The organism is Maribacter sp. BPC-D8 (genome assembly GCF_035207705.1).
Taxonomy (GTDB): domain Bacteria; phylum Bacteroidota; class Bacteroidia; order Flavobacteriales; family Flavobacteriaceae; genus Maribacter.
Window position 1 is genome coordinate 86,771 of record NZ_CP128187.1, and the last position, 20,493, is coordinate 107,263.

Here is a 20,493-nt window from a genome sequence, read left to right on the forward strand (position 1 = left end):
TTTTTGTCAGTGAAAATAAAAATACCTCATCAATAAAATGATGAGGTATTATGAATTATATGTTTAAATTTTAATTAGTACCTAGGTAGATATACCCATTAAATGGTTCTAGAATTGTACCAGTATTTATATCGGTAGCATTAATAATATAATAGTAAGTACCGGTCGGTAACATTCCAGATTGTCCGAAAGAACCATCAGGAGATTCACCGCCCCAGTCATTTTGATAATCTTTAACCTCGGCTACTTTAGTACCCCAACGGTTAAATATCATAACATCAAAACTAAAGGCACAAAACTCTACACCTTTGATTTCAAAGAAATCATTTACACCATCTCCGTTAGCGGTAACTGCCTTAGAAATTTCTATATCACCTTTACCACATGGTATGCATTCTGTGTCAACGATAACGGTAAAGTCAACATAATACTTACAAGTACCTTCAGTAGAACTGTAGGCAATTTTGTATTCACCAGGTTCGTGGGTCATAGGATCAAAATAATTTTGCTCCAATACTACATCGCCCTCTAAAATCATGAATGAACCATTACGGTCGAAATCTGCCGGGAGGTAATTCAATAAGTCAATAGACTCTTCTTCAATACAAACGTTTATGGTAATTTCTTGCAATTGTGGTTGCAGAACAAAAACGATTTGTTCAAAAGAAGCAGTGTTACCACAAGAATCAGTTACGTTCCAGTTTCTAATAATCATGTAATCATCAGAATCATCAGCTTGTTGCGTTTCTTCATTGTAAACAACATCAAAATTGCTACAGCCACCCGTGAATACCATTTCTGGTGCTTCAGGAATATCATCACCACATATAATGGTAACTTCTTCTTCATACGGCTGACTCATAATTGGGTCCGTAGGTTCTACAGTAATTACCTGCGTATGTTCAACCATGTTACCTGCGCAATCAGTAGCTGTCCAAGTTCTGGTAACTGTATACCCTAGAGCACAGTTTTCATCATTTGTAATCGTTTCTTCAAACGTTACATCAATATTAGGCTCACAAGAATCAGTAGCGGTTAATGTAGTTGCATCTGGAACCATACCACATTCAACCGTCATATCTTGAGGTAGCGTTTCATTGAAAGTTGGTGCAACCGTATCTTCAATAGTAATTACTTGGGTATGTGTACGAACATTACCAACACAATCGGTAATCGTCCATGTTCTAGTAATCGTATATTCTGTAGCACACTCATCATCTTGACCAGCGATTAGTTCTTTATAAACAACAGTAATGGCACAAGCGCTATCAGAGGTTATTACAAAAGCATCAGGTATTGCATCACATGCTTCAATAGTCTCATCAGTTGGCCAACCTTCATTACCATCATTATCAATAATAGTAACCGTGGCAATATTATCTGATAATATACTTATAATCGGATTCGAGATATTTTCAAGAATTACACTGAATGTTTCAGGATCTTCAATCATGATATCATCAATAATAGGAATTGTTATAGTCTGTGTATTCGGGTTTGTTCCACCAAATGTCAATGTCTGTGTATTACGAGGAACTCCCGTATAATCCATTCCATCAACAGTAGAACCATCAACAGTATAGAATTCAACAGTAAACTCATCTTGAACATCTGCATTCAGAACTACGTTAATAGTAACCGTACCAGCGTCTTCATTTACTTCTATCGAAGTAGTATCGAACTCAACACCGTAAAGTGATGGGTCGGCATCATTATCAATGATATTCACAGTAGCCGTATCATTGGCAAGAATACCAACAATAGGAGAAGAGATGTCTTCAAGAATAACCTGGAAGTCTTCTGCAGCTTCAATCAAAGTATCATCTATAATAGGAATTACGATGGTCTGTGTATTTGAATTTGTACCACCAAATGTCAATGTCTGTGTATCTTGAGGAACACCTGTATAATCGCTACCATCTAAGGTAGTGACATCTACAGTATAATATTCAACCGTAAACTCATCTTGAACATCTGCATTAAGTACAACATCAAGAGAAACTGTACCAGCATCTTCGTTTACATCAATTGAAGTGATATCAAAAGCAACCCCATAAAGAGCTGGATCTGCATCGTTGTCAATTATGTTAACTGTAGCGGTATCATTGGTAAGAATACCAACAATAGGGGTAGAGATGTCTTCAATAATTACTTGGAAGTCTTCTGTGAATTCAATCAACGTATCATCAATAATAGGAATTACGATGGTCTGTGTATTTGAATTTGTACCACCAAACGTTAAGGTCTGTGTATTTTGAGGAACACCTGTATAATCGCTACCATCTAAGGTAGTACCATCTACAGTATAATACTCAACAGTAAACTCATCTTGAACATCTGCATTAAGAACGACAGTTAAAGTAACTGTGCCAGCATCTTCATTTACATCAATTGAAGTAGTATCAAAGGCAACACCGTAAAGAGATGGGTCAGCATCATTATCAATGATATTAACTGTAGCCGTATCATTGGCAAGTATACCAACTATCGGAGTAGATATATTCTCTAATATTACTTGGAAATCTTCTGTAGATTCAATCAACGTATCATCAATAATAGGAATTACGATGGTCTGTGTATTTGAATTTGTACCGCCAAATGTTAATGTCTGAGTATTTTGTGGAACACCCGTGTAATCACTACCATCTAAAGTAGTACCATCTACAGTGTAGTATTCTACCGTAAACTCATCTTGAACATCGGCATTAAGTATAACATCAAGAGAAACTGTACCGGCATCTTCATTTACATCAATTGAAGTAATATCAAAGGCAACTCCATAAAGAGATGGGTCACTATCATTATCAGTGATATTAATAACACCTTGATCATCATTGATTGTAATTAACGGAGTAGATAAGTTTGAAAGGTCTACAAATAGACTTTCAGTTAACTCTATTAATGTATCATCTATAATACTAATTGTAATAGCATGTGTTTCTCCGTCAGTACCGGCAAAGGTCAATTGACCCGAACTAGTAGTGTAATCACCAGGTTCAATAGCAGAATCATTAGTAGTTGTATAATCTAATGTGAATCCGCCTTGCACGTTTCCAGTAAGCAATACATTAATTGTTGCCGTACCTGCTGCTTCGTCTATAGTGATATTATCATTGTCAAATGATATACCAGTAACTCCTGGTATGTTATCATTATCGGTGATATTGATATTACCTTGGTTATCATTGATGGCAATTAAAGTTGTAGATAGGTTTGAAAGGTCTACAAACAATCTTTCGGTTGCTTCAATGATGTTATCATCAATAATTGTTACGATTACAGGTTGAATTTCTCCATCAGTACCTGAGAAGGTTAACTGTCCTGCATCGGTAGTATAATCACCAGGTTCAACAGCTGTATCATTATTAGTAGTGTAATCAAGCGTGAATCCGCCCTCAACATTACCGGTCAATACTACATTTATAGTAGCAGTACCAGCAGCTTCATCAATAGTGATATCATCATTCTCAAATGATATACCAGTAACACCAGGTATATTGTCATTATCTGTGATATTAATATTCCCATGGTTATCGTTAATACCGATTAAAGAAGTAGAAAGGTTAGATAAATTCACCAACAACGCTTCTGTTACTTCAATAATATTATCATCTATAATAGAAACTATAATAGGTTGTAATTCGCCGTCGGTACCAGCAAAGGTCAATTGACCAGAATTACTAGTATAATCGCCAGGTTGAATTGCAGTACCATCTGCCGTAGCATAATCAATAGTAAATCCGCCAGGTACATTACCTGTTAATTGTACATTGATTGTAGCCGTGCCAGCAGCTTCATCTACCGTGATATTATCATTTTCAAATGCAATACCCGTTGTACCTGGTATATTATCATTATCAGTAATACTAATATTTCCTTGGGTTTCATTAATAGCTATAACAGTAGTAGTAGACAAATTAGATAAGTCTACAAATAATCTCTCTGTTGTTTCAATTAAGCTATCATCAATTATACTAACAGTAATAGGGTGTGTTTCACCATCAGTACCTGCAAATGTTAACTGTCCTGCACTAGTAGTATAATCACCAGGTTGGGCAGCAGTATCGTCATTGGTCGTATAATCTAAAGTAAAGCCGCCTTGAACGTCACCGGTCAATACTACATTTATGGTGGCGGTACCAGCAGCTTCATCTACTATGATATTATCATTTTCAAATGAGATACCTGTACCAATCACATTATCATTATCTGTAATGTTGATGTTCCCTTGGTTGTCATTAATGACAATTAAGGTCGTAGATAAATTAGAAAGGTCTACAAACAATCTTTCGGTCGCTTCAATGATATTGTCGTCAATGATGGTTATAGTTACAGGTTGAATTTCACCATCTGTACCAGCAAAGGTTAACTGTCCTGCATCAGCAGTGTAATCACCTGGTTCTACGGCCGTATCATTATTAGAGGTGTAATCTAAAGTGAATCCGCCTTGAACGTTACCTGTCAACAATACATTGATAGTTGCAGTACCTGCAGCTTCATCTACTGTAATATCATCATTTTGGAAAGAGATACCTGTTGTACCCGGTATATTGTCATTATCCGTAATGTTAATATTCCCTTGGTTATCATTTATAATAATTAGAGAAGTCGATAAATTAGAAAGGTCTACAAATAACCTTTCAGTGGCTTCAATGATATTATCATCAATAATAGGAACAACTATAGGTTGAATTTCGCCGTCATTACCATTGAATGTTAATTGCCCGTTGGTAGGGGTATAATCTCCTGGTTGAATAGCAGTGTCATTATTAGTGGTATAATCTAAAGTGAATCCGCCAGGAACATTACCAGTTAATTGCACATTTATTGTTGCTGTACCCGCAGCCTCATCTATAGTAATATCATCATTTTCAAACGCAATACCAGTAGTACCAGGTATATAATCATTATCTGTGATATTGACGTTAGCTTGGTTGTCGGTAATAGTAATTAATGTAGTCGATAAGTTAGAAAGGTTAACGAATAAACGCTCTAATGTCTCAATGACACTATCATCGATAATTGTTACCGTAATAGGTTGTAATTCACCATCGGTGCCTGCAAAAGTCAATTGACCTGAACTGGTTGTATAATCATCTGGTTCAAGCGCAGTATCATCGCCAGTGGTATAATCTACAGTAAAGCCTCCGCCTACATTTCCAGTTAATAAAACATTGACAGTAACTGTACCGGCACCTTCATCAACTGTAATATCATCATTTTGAAAAGCCAAACCTGTACCAGCAACATTATCATTGTCAGTAATATTGATATTACCTTGACTATCGTTAATAGCAATTAAAGTTGTAGATAAGTTAGAAAGGTCAACAAATAACCTTTCAGTAGCCTCAATAACAGTATCATCGATTATGGATACGGTAACTGGGTGTATTTCACCATCAGTACCTGCAAAAGTTAACTGACCAGATGTTGCCGTATAATCTTCAGGTTGAACAGCCGTATCATTGTTAGTGATATAGTCTAAAGTAAATCCACCTTGAACATTACCTGTAAGTAAAACATTAATCGTTGCTGTACCAGCATCTTCGTTGATAGTAATATCATCATTTTCAAACGAGATACCCGTTGTACCTGGTATATTATCATTATCGATAATGTTGATATTACCTTGGTTATCGTTAATTGTAATTAATGATGTAGAAAGGTTAGAAAGGTCAACCAATAATCTTTCGGTAGCCTCAATAATATCATCATCAATAATAGTAACCGTAATAGGTTGAACTTCACCATCAGTACCTGCAAAAGTCAATTGACCAGCAATGCTAGTGTAATCTCCCGGTTGAATGGCAGAATCGTCTGCAGTAGCGTAATCTAATGTGAATCCGCCTTGAACGTTACCAGTTAAAAGAACATTTATAGTAGCAGTACCATCAGCTTCGTTAATGGTAATATCATCATTTTGGAATGAAATACCAGTTCCGGCAAGACTATCGTTATCTGTAATATTGATAACACCTTGATCATCATTTATCGCTATTAATGTAGTAGAAAGATTAGAAAGATCAATAAACAAACCTTCGGTAACTTCTATAATACCATCGTCATTAATAGCAACGGTAATTGGTTGTAATTCGCCATCTGTACCTGCGAAAGTTAATTGTCCGCTATTTGTGCTATAATCACCAGGTTGTGTAGCGGTATCATCATTAGTTGTAAAATCTAACGTGAAGCCACCTTGAACATTACCAGTAAGTAAAACATTAATAGTTGCAGTACCTGCAGCTTCATCTACTGTGATGTTGTCGTTCTGGAAAGATATACCAGTTGTACCAGGTATATTATCGTCATCATTAATAGTACCAGTTGCTGTATTTGTCGGTTGTTCATCAAGGAAGCCAACATTAATATTCGATTGTATGTTAGATAATGTGATTGTAAAATCTTCTGATGGTTCTATAAAACTGTCATCAATTATCGGAACGTCTATATTTACAGAATTCGTAGTACTGTTGAATGTCACCGTGCCTGTAAAGGAAGTGTAATCGTCAGGTTCTATAGCAGTGCCGTTAGCAGTTACATAATCAACAGTAACCGTTTCACCCGGAGCAATAGTACCCGTGAACGTAGCCACAAATCTAGCGTAGGTATTAGTGCCTTCGGTAACAATAACATTGTCATCTGCAAAGGAGATACCAGTACTGCCAGGAACATTGTCATTATCTGTTATGCTCGCAATACCTTCATTATCATTAATGGTAGGCGTATTTGTACCGCTAGTAAGTTGTACAAAGAATTGCTCGGTAGTTTCTATAATTGAATCATCATTAATTGTAATGGTAACAAAGCGTACTTCATTGTTTGTACCTGCGAAAGAAACAACAGTATTTGACGCCGAAACATAATCACCTGGTTGTAGTGCAGTATCATCTGCAGTAGCATAGTTTAAGGTGAAACCGCCAGAAACGGTACCTGTATGTGTAATTTCAAGTACTGCCGTACCTGCATCTTCATTTACGGTAACATCGTTAATGCTAATACCAATAGGATTACCACTTTCACTAACGTAAATGTGTTGTGTATGGCTAGTATTGTTACCTGCACAATCATTGGTTGTCCAAGTTCTAATAATTGTATAATCAGTGCTTGTATTATCACCAATATAAGTTTCGTCGAAGGTAACTGTAGAATTAGAATCACAGTTGTCGTTAGCAGAAAGTACTGGTGCTACAGGAATATTATCATGAGCAGCGTAAGAGTCTTGTGGTAATGACTCGTTGAAAGTCGGAGCTTCTTTATCTTCTATAGTAATAACTTGAGTGAAAGTATCACTTACTCTACCACAAGCATCGGTAAACGTCCAAGTATTGGTATATGTACCTTGTGTTGGGCATGCGCCAGATTGCACAAAATTTCCAGCAGTTTTATCTAATGTAAAATTACAAGATGCCGTTGCCGGTACTAAAGAATTAGCATTGTTCAGCGCGGCAATATTATCACAAGCAACAGTTCTGTCCAATGCATTTGGAGCTGTAGACCAATTTACTTGTGCAGGCTGTTGTACATCAATAATCGTTGGTGTATGCGTACCAATACCACAAGAATCTGTAGAAGAAGAACTATTCGTAGTAATTGGGTCTCCGTTGGTAACCCCGCTATAGGTAGCATTTGCCTGCAATTCAAAACTAGCTGTACAAGCGGTCTCTAAAAAGTGGCAAGCCTCAATGATTTCAATATCAAAATCAAGATCGTAATTATCGCCCATATCGGTGAAACCATTTTGAGCTGTAAAAGTTAAGGTCTTTGTTGCTAGGTCATAAGAATGCGTAATACCTGAAGGTAAAGTTCCTACCCCAGAAAAATTAGCTTCAATTGGTAATACCGTAGTAATTACCAAATCTTGAATATTATCATTACCTATGTTGGTAACATTTAAAGTTAAGGGTACAATATCGCCGGCGTTGAAAGGACCTGTTGCATTTGTGTCTAAGCTTAAGGCGCCTAAACTAGGTTTGTATACATCTACACTTAAGCCCATTAAATATAGACCGTAAGATTCTTGATCGGTTGTAATTTTAAAACGGGCAAAAGTTTGATCGTTATCTATATATCGATTAGAAGTATTTGCTAAAGGAAAAACAGTAGCATCAAAACCTAAAGTGTTTGTACTAGCGGCATTTCTATCTACATAATTTAGACCGTCAATAGTTATTCGGCTATTAAAGAAGTTGTCCTCATCTCTTAATGTAGTCGATAATTTAGACCAGTTATTTGAAGTGTCATAAATTAATAATTGATCACCAGTAAGGTCACGGTCACCTTCTAAGGCACCTAACATTACATCAGCATTTATTATTCCGTTCGGAATGGTTTCAAAACCGCTAAAGTTAAATTCTGTTTCACCTGCACCATCAGAAGCAAAAGTGTGAACATAACCATCATATAGTGTGATGTTTTTAGGGTCAAGAGAAACATTTTCATATACAAAGACAATTTGCCATCCACCAGAAGTACCGGTAACATTTGCAATACCATGCGAACGTAAGTCCATTTCAGTAGCTTTTACATTACCTACTTGGTACGAACCAAATGGGGTAGAAAGTGCATTTATATCATCAGTAATATCTTTAATACAAACGTATGGGTCATTTTGAAAATGATCATTACGACCTCTATAAATAACCTCGTCTGCAGAAATAGTTGTGTAAGAAGATTGACCAGGTAGCATTAATTTCACCTGATCGTAATTCCAAGATGGTTCAGTTGCGCTACCACCCGTAGTACCATCATATTCTTTATCTGCAGCAGCCCAGTATAGGTATGCTTTCTTAATATTTAAACAGCTTAACGATGGCTCAGGATTAGCTAAGTTGGCATTGGTAGAGTTAAATGTTGTTGGATCAGAATCGATATCAACAAAAACATTATCGAAAAAAGTATGGTTACCGTCTTCGCCATTATAATTTCCAGTTGCATTTCTTGAAAGAACATTATTGGCAATCATGGTAAAATCACCATTAATACTGCCAGAATAACGAATTTCAAAATCTTTTTTAAGGTTGGTATCGTTTACAAATATGTTGACTACCGCTTCATCTTCAGAACCGTTAGAATCCACTATCTTATATCTAAAAGTATCGTTTCCGTTAAAAGACGGACTAGGTAGATATTCAAAATAATCATCTGTAGCATCACCAGGGGTGCCATTATCCATAAGAGTAACGGTACCGTTTATTGGGTTGTTTACTATTTGTAATGGATTAGTTGAAGCCGGTCCATCAAAACCATAATCATCATTATCAAGCACGGTAATATGTGCTGAGGTTTGATTTTGGAAAACAACAAAAGAATCATTTACAGCAGTAGGTAAGTGATCTATATCTGTTATAGTACCTATAGCTGTTGGGGCAGATGCCGTAATTAAATTTGGTGAAATTGAAGTAATCGTTATTCTTAAAGATTCATCACCTTCAATCAATGCATCTTGAATAATATTTACAGGAACCTGAATAACTTCTGACGTAGCACCTGAAAAGTTAAGCGTACCAGTTTGTGAAGCTACAGAGTAATCACTACCAGCTGTGGTCGTATTATCGGTTATTTCGTATGTTGCTGTAAAGCCTCCATTAACAGGGTTACCGGTATAGGTAACATCGAAATTTGCAGTTGTATTAAATTCATCTTCTGTAAAACCGGTAACGGCAATAGTACCTGTATCATCATTTGTAATACTACCGATTGCATCTGCATTTGTAATGCTGATTTTAGTTGAGGTCGGATTTGAAATTGTGATACTTAAATCTTCATTATTCTCTATAAAGTCATCACCTACTATATTAATTTGAACTGAGCGTACTTCGTTATTTACACCTGTAAAGGTTAAGGTGCCCGACGTGGCAGGAGCTGTAGTCAATGTGTAATCAACGCCAGTTGTCGTAGTAATATCAGCAATATCGTATGCCAGGGTAAAACCGCCATTTAATCTATCTCCAGTATAGGTAACATCGAAATTTATACTGTTTGTTTGTTCTACAATACTAAAACCGGTTACAGAAAGGGAACCACCATCATCATCGGTAATTACTCCTCTAGCTTGGTTGTTCAATAAATTAACTCCTACATTAGAACGAATAGCTACTAAGTTTACAAAGAAGTCTTCTTCATTTTCAATTACATTGTCACTTATGATCGGTACAACAATATTTTGAGTTTTTGTAGTATTGGTAAAAGTTAACGTTTGTATAGTAGCATTAGGGTTGAAATCTGTTGCATTGTTAGCAGAACCATTATTTACAAAATAATCTACTTCAACGGTTTCACCAGTATCTACATCACCATTAAATTCAACTATAAAAGTTGCATTAACATTATCGGTTGGGTCTCCTTCGGCAACCGTAACAGTTGCGTTTTGAAAATCTATTCCGTTAGCAGCAGTATTGTCGTTGTCAGTAATAGTACCAGTGCCTGTAGGATCTACAATATTAATTAATGTTGTAGACAAGTTTGAAAGCTGAATGTTTAAATCTTCGGTAGCTTCAATAAAAGAATCTTCTGAAATTGTTACTGTAATTGTCTGTTGGTCATTATTTGTAGCGCCAGTAGGGAAACTCAACTGTCCTGCTGCGAGCGTAGTACTATAATCTTTTCCAGCAGTAGCTGTACCGTCTGTAATATTATAATCAACCGTAAAACCAGTTTGAATATCGTTACCATTATAAGTGATTACAAAATTCGTGCTTCCTGCAGATTCGCTAACAGAAAAATCAGCAGCACTTAAACCTGTAGTAGCTGTTTTAACATCATTATCGGTAATGGTACCAATTGCATTGGCATCGACCAAATTGATTAAGGTTGTTGATAAATTCGTTAATTGAAAATTGATGGTTTCATCAGATTCAATAAAAGTATCGTCATTGATATTGATACTTACATTTTGCACATTGCCGTCTGAGGTTCCAGCAGGGAAAGTTAGCTGACCCGATAGCGCAGGATTACCGCTGAAATCTGAACCGGCAGTAGCTGTATCACCAGTTATAGTATAATCTACGGTGAAAGCATTTTGTAATTCGCTACCGTTATAGGTTACTACGAAATTAGTTGTACCAGTATCTTCATCTACAATTATATCAGCAACTGTTAAACCTGTAGTGGCTGTTTTTGAATCATTATCTAAGATAGTACCCACTGCATTTGGATCAACCAAATTGATAAGAGTAGTAGAAAGATTAGTTAATTCAATATTCAAGTCTTCATCACCTTCAATAATAAGGTCATCTATAATAGTTACACTTACAAGTTGGGTTGCACCATCTGTCGTACCATTTGGAAATGAAACTTGTCCGGTTAAAGAAGCACTGTAATCCGTACCAGATATAGCAGAACCATTTGTTATGGTGTAATCTGCAGTAAATCCGGTTTTAACGTTACCACCATTATAGGTTACCACGAAATTAGCTGATGCAGTCGATTCGTTAAAATTGATATCTGCGATAGATAAACCTGTAGTTGGGGTAGTGTCGTTATCTGTAATTGTACCCGAAGCATCTGCATCTATAATAGCTAAGAGACTGTTAGAGATATTCGATATTTGTACCGTTAAGCTCTCATCGCCCTCAATTACTGTATCATCTGTAATTGCTAATAATAAAGGTTGCGTATCTCCATCGGCAGTACCGGCAGGGAAAGTAACCTGACCTGTTAGGTTTACATTATAATCTGAACTAGAAGTTGTACTTACATCGGTTATAACATAATCAACTGTAAATGCATTTTGAACTGTTGGGCCGGTATAGGTCAAAACAAAATCTACCGTACCCACATTTTCATTTATAGAAAAATCGGCTATAGATACTCCGTCGCCAGCGGCAGGTGTATTTATATTGGTAATTGTGCCTGTTGCGGTATCTGTAATGTTACCAGTATTAGTGGATCCATTAGTCATACCTAAAGTAAAGGTTTCATCACTTTCAATAAGTGAGTCGTCAATAGCAGGTATTAAAATATTGGTATTTAGTGTATTACTAGGAATTGAAAAATTAGCTAATGCCGTATAATCTGTGGCTAGCGTAGTAATATTTGTATAAGATAAATCAAAAGTTACCACCTCATTCACTGCGTGAGAAAGGGTAACTGCAAAATCTAGGTCAGTGCCCTCGGCAGTACTATCATCGGCAATTGCTATTGTAGGTCTAATAAATAAATCAGCAGCGTTAGAATAGGTATATGGCGTACATAAGTTTTGACTATCAAATGCACTAAAACGATACTGATTACCACTTTCTGTACTAGTAATCGTAGTTAAGGTCAAAGCTGTAGTAGTAGCTCCCGAATAAACTCCGCCATTTGAAATTGGATTCCAACTAGCACCATCATCAGCACTAACTTCCCATTGATAGGTAAGTGCCGTTCCATTGACTGCAGTTGTATAGGTAACTGTGTCACCTAGGTTAGCAACTCTATCTGTAGGTTGCAATGTTATACTTACAGTTTGAAAAGCTGTTGTTACTTTACTATCAGTACCTGTATAGCCACCTTGTCCAACTACTAAACCTGTTGAGGTTACAGAAATAGGAGAAGTGCCTAAATAATCGTCATCATCAGGATCTGTATGTCCCGCTTCAACAGCATCTGGGCAACCATCATTGTCTGAATCAGAATCTAAACTATCTATGATTGAGTCTAAGTCAGAATCTCCGCTACCTTCGTTAATATCGGTAATACCATCGTTATCATCATCTTCATCAACTAAATCGTTAACTCCGTCAAAATCGGTATCTAAATCATCATCTGTAATGGTAACAACACCTTCATTAGTTGCAAAAACAATATTTTGTGGCACATAATTAGTCATTGCACTAGAGATAGGGGAAGGACTATATGTTGGTACTACTGTAAAATATTCTGTAGATTCAATTATTGAATCATCGGTTATTGCAAAAATTCTAAAATAATTTTCAGTGTTATTCCCGTTAAAAATCACAAAACCTGAACTAGAGTTATAATCTGAAGATGCTACGGCAGAATTATCTGAAGTACTGTAATTTACAGTGAAATCATTTTGAACATCACCGTTTAATGTAAATACAATATTGGCATTACCAACAGATTCTAGTTCGTTAGTATTACTTAAATTAATTGTAGCGACGTCATTATCATGAATACGTAATGCAGATCGTTCTGTATTTATACTAACTCTAGATGGTGCAGAACCATATTTGGTAGCTTCTGCCGCGTTTCTAGACTTAACTCCGTTAAATTCTTCAGAAGGTTCAACAATAGTATTGTCAATAGTCGGTATAGGAATAATTATTTCGGAACCAGCCACTGAACTAGCAGGAAAAGTAACTGTAGTGGTAAAAGAATTAAAATCAGAACCATCAGTTGCCGGGCTCGATGAGCTAGGGTTAATTTCTACTGAAAAATCAACACTATACGCATCTTCAATACCAACGTATTGTTGACCGCCAGAATTGGTGCCGTTAGATAATGATAAACTGTATTGTATCTCTCCACCTTCTGTAATGTCATAATTGCTGCCAGTAACATAGGCGACATCAGTATCTGTAATGGTACCGATACCATTGGCATCAGCGAAAGTATACGTGCTTGAAGGATCGCTTAACGTTAATGTGAATTCTTGTTGTGTAACCTCTACCCAATCATCGTTCAATGCAGCAACAGTAAATGTATCTGTAGTATTTAATAGAAAACTTAAGGTAACCGAATTTGGTCCGTTATAATCTGCTGCGGTTGTAGTACCATTATTTGCGTATGCAATATCAAAAGTATAGTTACCGGTGAGCGGAGTACTAGAGGTGACTGTAAAAGTCATATTAGACCCTTCGTTCGCACTTGCGTCAGAAACAGAAAAGGTCTGTGCCATTACATTTGCAGAACCAAAAAAGAACCACATGACAAATAATAACATTGTCGATTTTATGAAAGTAGAATTCTTCATTATTGATTCTTTGTATTAGTTGAAAATGTACTTTTTGAAAAAGTAGAGTGAGTTGAAACCATATTAGAGTTATTTGAAAATGTATTATTTCCAAACACGGTCTCTATTAAATTAGGAGAAAGGTCAACCTGATGAGCACTTTTATTGTTCTTCACCATATGGTCAAAATTGTATACTCCGGAATAAATAACCGAAGAAGACTGCCATCCAAATTGAGGATGTGCAGAAGTTAAATTTCTGTAAAGGGTGATGATGTTGTTAGAAGTGTCAATTGACTTCATAATAATGGTTAAGTTTAATTCTTAATATTAATCCTTAACCTTATCAAAAATGATTGCAAGTTGAATGCAAAACATTATTGGCTAGCAGGTTAAGAAAAGTTTTTAGAACAGATTTGGGATCTAATTCTGACACAAAATTAGCACCTAACTGTTTAAAAACTAAATTTTATAGTCCACACGGTGTCATTCGTCGATGAACATACGTTGGCAAAATAACGCTGATACCCTCTGAATATTTAATACTTGTTGTGAAGCCCTGCTATTCTGTGGTATTTAGTTTGTAATCTGTTTCTTTCAATTATTAATAAATATTTTTTTGTTTAAATATTTAAAAAACATAATACACTGACATTCAGTTAATTAAATATTTGTAATAATATAAAGAAGCTGAAAGTTTAAACAAAAGGTATTTTTTACACTTAATATGTAATTGTTGTAGACTGTTAAAATTGTTGTGAAAGAAGTGGTTTAAATCACTTAAAGTAGAGAGATGTATTTTATCGATAAAATCAATGTATTCAGCTGATTAGCGATAATTATAAAGTCGCGAATGAAGATTTAAAAGTGTGTTTTTTTTGATGAATTTGAACTAAATAAAAACACCTTTTCATAATTATGAAAAGGTGTTTTCTTTATATAGGCGCTCTCGCGGAATGTTCTAATTATTTACGTTTCAAAAGTACTATTTAGACTATTTTGAGGTGTTAATTTTATTTTAAATAACCATTAAATTGTGTCTAGATTTTCAATAATATGAGCAGCTCTTTCTTGAATTTCTGCAAGCTTGTTCCCGTCCATTTTATTCAAAAGTGCCATCATCATATTCATACGTTGATTGTCTTTAAAATGTTCTCTTTTTTCAGATAGAAAATTCCAATAAAGAGCGTTAAAAGGGCATGCTTTTTCACCAATTTTCTTGGTATGGCTATAGTGGCAATTGCCGCAATAATTACTCATTTTGTTGATGTAATTAGCGCTGCTTACATAAGGTTTTGTTGCTACGATACCGCCATCGGCAAACTGGCTCATACCTCTAGTATTGGTAATTTCAACCCATTCTATGGCGTCTATATAAACCCCTAAATACCATTTATCTACTTCGTCGGGGTCTATTTGTGTCAGTAAAGAAAAATTACCAATAACCATAAGGCGTTGAATATGATGAGCATACGAGGCATCTAAACTTTGCCCAATAGCTTTTTTTAGGCAATTCATTTTTGTATCGCCCGTCCAGAAGAAACCTGGTAATTTATTAGTGTTTTTTAAGGTGTTTAATTGTTTGTACTGAGGCATTTCTTTCCAGTAGATTCCCCTCATATATTCTCTCCAGCCCAAAATTTGCCTGATAAATCCTTCCACCTGAGAGATATTAATATCGGTAGTTTTATCATAAAAATGGTCTAAAACAGCAGCCATAACCTCTTTAGGTGATAGTATTTTAGCATTCATGGCAAAAGATAATCTAGAATGAAAAAGAAACTTCTCGTCATCATGCATCGCATCTTGGTAATCGCCAAAATGCGGTAAAAGTTGTTTGCAGAAATAGTCTAATGTGCTTAAACATTCTTCTCTTGTTACTGGCCATGCAAACGATTCTGAATCTATGCTACCCATTGTTTGCACATTGGTATTCTTAAGAAGCTCAATGATTTCATCTACATTTTTAATGAATTCTTTTTCTTTGGGTATAGGTGGTTGCCCTTTCCATTTATTTCTATTGCTTTGGTCGTAATTCCATTTTCCACCTTCCGGTTGGTCATTTTGCACCATTATGTCGTGCTTTTTACGCATCATTCTATAAAAGCTTTCCATGACCATTTGCTTTTTACCTTTATAGAAATCTTGTAGTTCAGACCGGGTCGTATAAAAATGCTCGGTATCGTAATGATCATGAGCGATATCTAAAGAACTACAAATTTGTTGTAGCTGCTGGTCAAGCCTATATTCGTCTGGTAGTTGATACTCAAATTTATCGGCATTAGTTTCGGCTATTGTGTTTGAAATAATTTGCTCTAAATCTTGAGGATTGTTTTTATCATCTAGTTGATAATACATGAAACTATGCCCTTTTGCAGAAAGGTCTTCTTTAAAACTTCGCATTGCGAGAAAGAAGGCGGTCACTTTTTGAATATGATGTTTTACATAATCGGTCTCTTGCCTCATTTCAGCCATCACATAAGTGATGTCATTATTTACTGAGGAAAACCACGAATGATTTTGATTTAATTGGTCACCTAAAATTAAGCGTACTATTTTCATTTTCTTGTTTGTTATTTGGTGTTTAGGTTAGAATAAGGTCTCTTGTAACCATAACCTTTGATACTTACCTGCAGCGTCATACCTTTCAGCTTGACCTTTGATATTAAATTTTCTGTTTCTGGGATCATTACCTACTCCGCTAGCGTACATCCAATTTCCCCAATTGCTGTGTACATCATAATCTATTAGCATACTTTCAAAATATGTGGCACCAATTCGCCAATCTTGCTCTAGTTCTTTAGACCAAAAGCTAGCCACATTTTGTCTACCTCTATTACTCATCCATCCGGTTTCTAATAGTTCTTTCATGTTGGCATTTACAAAGGGTTCTTTAGTTAAACCATTGATCCAAGTATGTTTATCTTTTTCATTGGTTCTCGGATCATAAGTAGTATTTAGAATTCCTCCTAACTTAAAAATTGCATCATGGTGTTTTAGCGAAACATATTTAAAATAATCCCTCCAAATCAATTCAAAAATTAACCAATACGTATCTTGATTTTTAATGATTTCACGTTCGAATTTTTTTACTTCCCAGTAAATTATTCTTGGCGAGATACTGCCATTTGCTAACCAAGCAGATAATTTAGAACTATAGTCGACACCAATTAATCCGTTTCTCGTTTTCTTATAAAAACCTAGTTTATTAGTTTCCCAAAAGTAATTTTGAACTCTCTTGAGCGCCTCTAATTCTCCTCCTTTAAAAGGAAAAGCAGAATTAGTATGTGTAGAGAAATTTGTGAAGCCGAGTTCTTTAAAAGTGGGAATTTCAGTATCATTTACCACTAAGTTTTCATCAGATAATTTAGTAGGTAGTTCGGCAATAGGTCTTACTTTGCAAATAGCTTCACACTTTTTTCTGAAGTTTGTAAAAATATTGGGTATAGATGTAAAGTCATCAAAAGGGATATCATTTGGGTGATATAAAAATTGATCATACACCTCCTTGAATTTGACTTCAGAAGGTACTTTTTTCTTTACGTCGTTCAATATCACAAGCTCATCTCTTGTCCATTCTTTTTGCAAGAAGATAGTATCGATTGTATGCTTCTCTATTAGACTAGGTAAGTAATCTGCAGAATTACCGTGATAAACAAAAAGCGGAATATTTAGTTTTTCAAGTTCTGCTTTTAGTTGCTGTACAGTTTCTAGCAGAAATTTTGCTCTGTATTTTTCTGTCCTTTTGAATCCGAATTCATCAGTTTCAAAGAATGAAGATTCAAAACAGTAAAAGCCGATAACCTTATTGCCTTTCATAGCTTCTACCAGAGAAGAATTATCACGAACACGTAGGTCGTTTCTAAACCAGATTAAATTATTCATGAATTTCGGTTTTAAGTTTATTACGTCTACATTTTTCTCCGCAGTACTTTACATCGTCCCAATTGCGTGCCCATTTCTTGCGCCATGAGAAAGGTTTATTACAAGTAGCGCAAATTTTAGTTTCAAGATTTACTTTTTTATGTGCCACTATACTATATTTTTACTGGGTTCGTCTGGTTTTGCATAAGCGAATCTTGCTAAAAGCTGCGGTAGGGCATAAGCATCTAAACCATTGACGGCAACAGTATTTGCTTTATCTAACTGCAACCAACCGTCATCGTGTAAAATGTCATCTGGTATGTAGACATGTTCAATAGCACCAATTATTAATAGACATCCATTCTCTTTAATTTCATATTCGTTTACATAGCTGCAACCTAATTTAATTGCACTCTCTTTTACGTACGGAGCCTGAAAATCATCTAAATAAGATTCGGTTAAATTAGTTTTTGAAAACTCTGAAATATTTTCGTCATAACTAGCAGCAGTATGGTGTGCATCTTTAATAATAGCTTCGTTAACCTGGTTGACTGAGAAGAATCCGCTTTCTTTAAAGTTGACATAGGTGTTTCTTTTAACGGTTAATGGTCTCAGAATAAACCCAAGCATAGGTGGTGTACTACCAATATGAACTACAGAATTGAAAATCGCCAAATTACTAATACCGCTAGCAGATTTAGAACCAAGTAGGTTCGCAGATTTATAACCGGTGCAACTATTGATTAAATGAGCTCTATATCTACTAGGCATTTTACCTAGGTCTTCTTTACTAAAATGTTCCAAATTATATATTTTGTTTAACAAAAATAATTAAAAATTAAACAGATATGCGCTCAATAAAGAAAATGATTAGTTTAGTTTATCTCTTTATACAAGAAATGAAGGCATAATTTCATATTTTTAACATTCAATTAATGTTGGCTTAAAGCCTTAAACATGACCCAAGAAAAAAAGAACATTGCCATTATTGGCTCAGGCCTAGTAGGATCTTTGCTTGCCATTTACCTGAAAAGATACGGACATCAAATTACGGTATTCGATAGAAGACCAGATATTAGAAATATAGAATTTTCTGGTCGATCCATTAATCTTGCTATGAGCAATCGTGGCTGGAACGCTTTAAGGGCAGTAGGCATAGAAGACGAGATTAAAGAAATCGCCATACCCTTAGATAAAAGGGCGATGCATGTAATAGGGAAGGAGCAATATTTTCAAAAGTACGGTAAAGACGGCGAGGCTATTTGGTCTATTTCGCGTGGCGTTCTTAATAGGCGAATGATTGATTTGGCAGAAGAGAACGGAGTAGAGTTTCGTTTCGAAGAAAAAGTTTGGGATATAGATTTACCAGGCGCCAAAGTATTTACAGGAGAAAGTGAAAAAGGGGAGTGGATAGAATATCCGTTCGATTTAGTATTTGGTTGCGACGGAGCATTTTCGCGCGTTCGTCATAAAATGCAACGACGTAGTAGATTTGATTATTCTCAGAGTTTTATCGATGTTGGGTATAAAGAATTGACCATACCGGCAAATGCAGATGGTTCTCATAAATTAGATAAGAATTCTTTTCATATATGGCCACGTGGTAAATTTATGTTTATCGCTATGCCAAATTTAGATGGCAGTTTTACCTGTACATTATTTATGCCCTTTGAAGGTGATGTTTCATTTGAGAATATAAAGACCAAAAAAGAAGCAGTACATTTTTTCAATACCTATTTTCCGAATGTTATGGATGATATAGAGAATCTTACAGAAGATTTCTTTAAGAACCCAACGAGCGCCATGGTAACGATGAAATGCTATCCTTGGACATATTGGGACAAAGTAGCCCTTGTAGGTGACTCAGCGCATGCCGTAGTGCCATTTTACGGACAAGGAATGAACGCTGGCTTCGAAGATATTTTTGTGTTAGATGAAATTATTAAGGAATTAGGAGATGATTGGGGTCGTATTTTTTCTACCTATCAAGAAAAACGCAAGCCGAATGCAGATGCAATTGCAGAATTAAGCTACCGTAATTTTGTGGAGATGAGCAGTAAAACTGCCGACACTAATTTCTTACTACAGAAAAAAATAGAAAAGCACTTTTCGGCAAAGCATCCAGGAAAATGGATTCCTGCTTACAGTAGAGTAACATTCTCAAATAGACCCTATGCAGAAGCACTAGCAGAAGGCGATGCACAAGAAGATATTATGCGAGAAGTTATGAAATTACCAAATATAGCAAAGAAATGGGATAGTGAAGAAGTTGAAAAACTAATGCTAAAGCTAATAGGGTAATTACTTATTATACCTCATTTCGCTTTTGCGCATTGGCATACTATCTATTAAGTCAAGCAATTTTTCTAGGTTAAATGGGTATGTGGTTTTAGATTTAATTCCGCCATCCTTTCCTATTAAAATATAACCATCGTATGTTTCTGGCAGTATCTCTGATTTTTTTATTTCTGTAGGTTTTCTATCAACGCTATATAATAGATTGTCTTTGTAAACGAAAACAAGAAGAGCTCTTTCAGTAAATTTAGAGGCATTGTTATCGATAATTTCTAAGGCAGACTTTACATCGGTAATGTTAGTATCGTTTTCATAAAGAATTATAATTCTATTTTTCCATTTGTAGTCCGATAAATCTTGAGCTTCCATATTAAAACTATACATCATAATAAAAATGAAAATGATTTTTAGAGATTTCATAGTTATGAATGTAAACAAAAA

At 35.5% G+C, this 20,493-nt stretch carries 8 protein-coding genes; 1 reads left to right on the forward strand and 7 read right to left on the reverse strand.

Features of this window, described 5'->3' with window-relative positions; genetic code table 11:
• Positions 1–70: 70 nt before the first annotated feature.
• The 6 genes from QSV08_RS00370 to QSV08_RS00395 all read right to left on the reverse strand — a co-directional run bounded on the left by QSV08_RS00370 (position 71) and on the right by QSV08_RS00395 (position 18,561).
• Positions 71–13,915 carry a Calx-beta domain-containing protein gene (locus QSV08_RS00370; RefSeq protein ID WP_324025665.1) on the reverse strand — a complete coding sequence of 4,615 codons (13,845 nt, stop codon included), beginning with the start codon at positions 13,913–13,915 and terminating at the stop codon, positions 71–73.
• On the reverse strand, positions 13,915–14,196 hold the full coding sequence (locus QSV08_RS00375) for a hypothetical protein (RefSeq protein ID WP_324025666.1): 282 nt from the start codon (positions 14,194–14,196) through the stop codon (positions 13,915–13,917). Before QSV08_RS00375 ends, QSV08_RS00370 begins: the two co-directional genes overlap by 1 nt.
• 726 nt (positions 14,197–14,922) lie before the next feature.
• Complete coding sequence (locus QSV08_RS00380; protein ID WP_324025667.1) at positions 14,923–16,455, reverse strand: cryptochrome/photolyase family protein; 1,533 nt, start codon at positions 16,453–16,455, stop codon at positions 14,923–14,925.
• Between the two features lie 27 nt (positions 16,456–16,482).
• Positions 16,483–17,778, reverse strand: coding sequence for a DASH family cryptochrome (locus tag QSV08_RS00385; protein ID WP_324025668.1), 1,296 nt, complete (start codon positions 17,776–17,778; stop codon positions 16,483–16,485).
• Positions 17,771–17,926 (reverse strand): DUF2256 domain-containing protein, encoded by a 156-nt coding sequence (locus QSV08_RS00390; RefSeq protein ID WP_299325835.1) that lies wholly within the window; start codon positions 17,924–17,926, stop codon positions 17,771–17,773. Before QSV08_RS00390 ends, QSV08_RS00385 begins: the two co-directional genes overlap by 8 nt.
• Positions 17,926–18,561: a flavin reductase family protein gene (locus tag QSV08_RS00395; protein WP_324025669.1), complete on the reverse strand. Its 636-nt coding sequence runs from the start codon at positions 18,559–18,561 to the stop codon at positions 17,926–17,928. Before QSV08_RS00395 ends, QSV08_RS00390 begins: the two co-directional genes overlap by 1 nt.
• Before the next feature lie 153 nt (positions 18,562–18,714).
• Here QSV08_RS00395 and QSV08_RS00400 point away from each other — a divergent pair, with 153 nt between their 5' ends.
• Positions 18,715–20,058 (forward strand): FAD-dependent oxidoreductase, encoded by a 1,344-nt coding sequence (locus tag QSV08_RS00400; protein WP_324025670.1) that lies wholly within the window; start codon positions 18,715–18,717, stop codon positions 20,056–20,058.
• Here QSV08_RS00400 and QSV08_RS00405 read toward each other — a convergent pair whose 3' ends face one another.
• Positions 20,059–20,472, reverse strand: a complete 414-nt coding sequence (locus QSV08_RS00405; RefSeq protein WP_324025671.1) for a DUF4174 domain-containing protein — start codon at positions 20,470–20,472, stop codon at positions 20,059–20,061.
• Between the last annotated feature and the right edge of the window lie 21 nt (positions 20,473–20,493).

Coding starts and splice junctions, on each gene's coding strand:
- QSV08_RS00370 (WP_324025665.1), bottom strand. CDS start 13,915: ATGAAGAATTCTACTTTCATAAAATCGACAATGTTATTATTTGTCATG.
- QSV08_RS00375 (WP_324025666.1), bottom strand. CDS start 14,196: ATGAAGTCAATTGACACTTCTAACAACATCATCACCCTTTACAGAAAT.
- QSV08_RS00380 (WP_324025667.1), bottom strand. CDS start 16,455: ATGAAAATAGTACGCTTAATTTTAGGTGACCAATTAAATCAAAATCAT.
- QSV08_RS00385 (WP_324025668.1), bottom strand. CDS start 17,778: ATGAATAATTTAATCTGGTTTAGAAACGACCTACGTGTTCGTGATAAT.
- QSV08_RS00400 (WP_324025670.1), top strand. CDS start 18,715: ATGACCCAAGAAAAAAAGAACATTGCCATTATTGGCTCAGGCCTAGTA.
- QSV08_RS00405 (WP_324025671.1), bottom strand. CDS start 20,472: ATGAAATCTCTAAAAATCATTTTCATTTTTATTATGATGTATAGTTTT.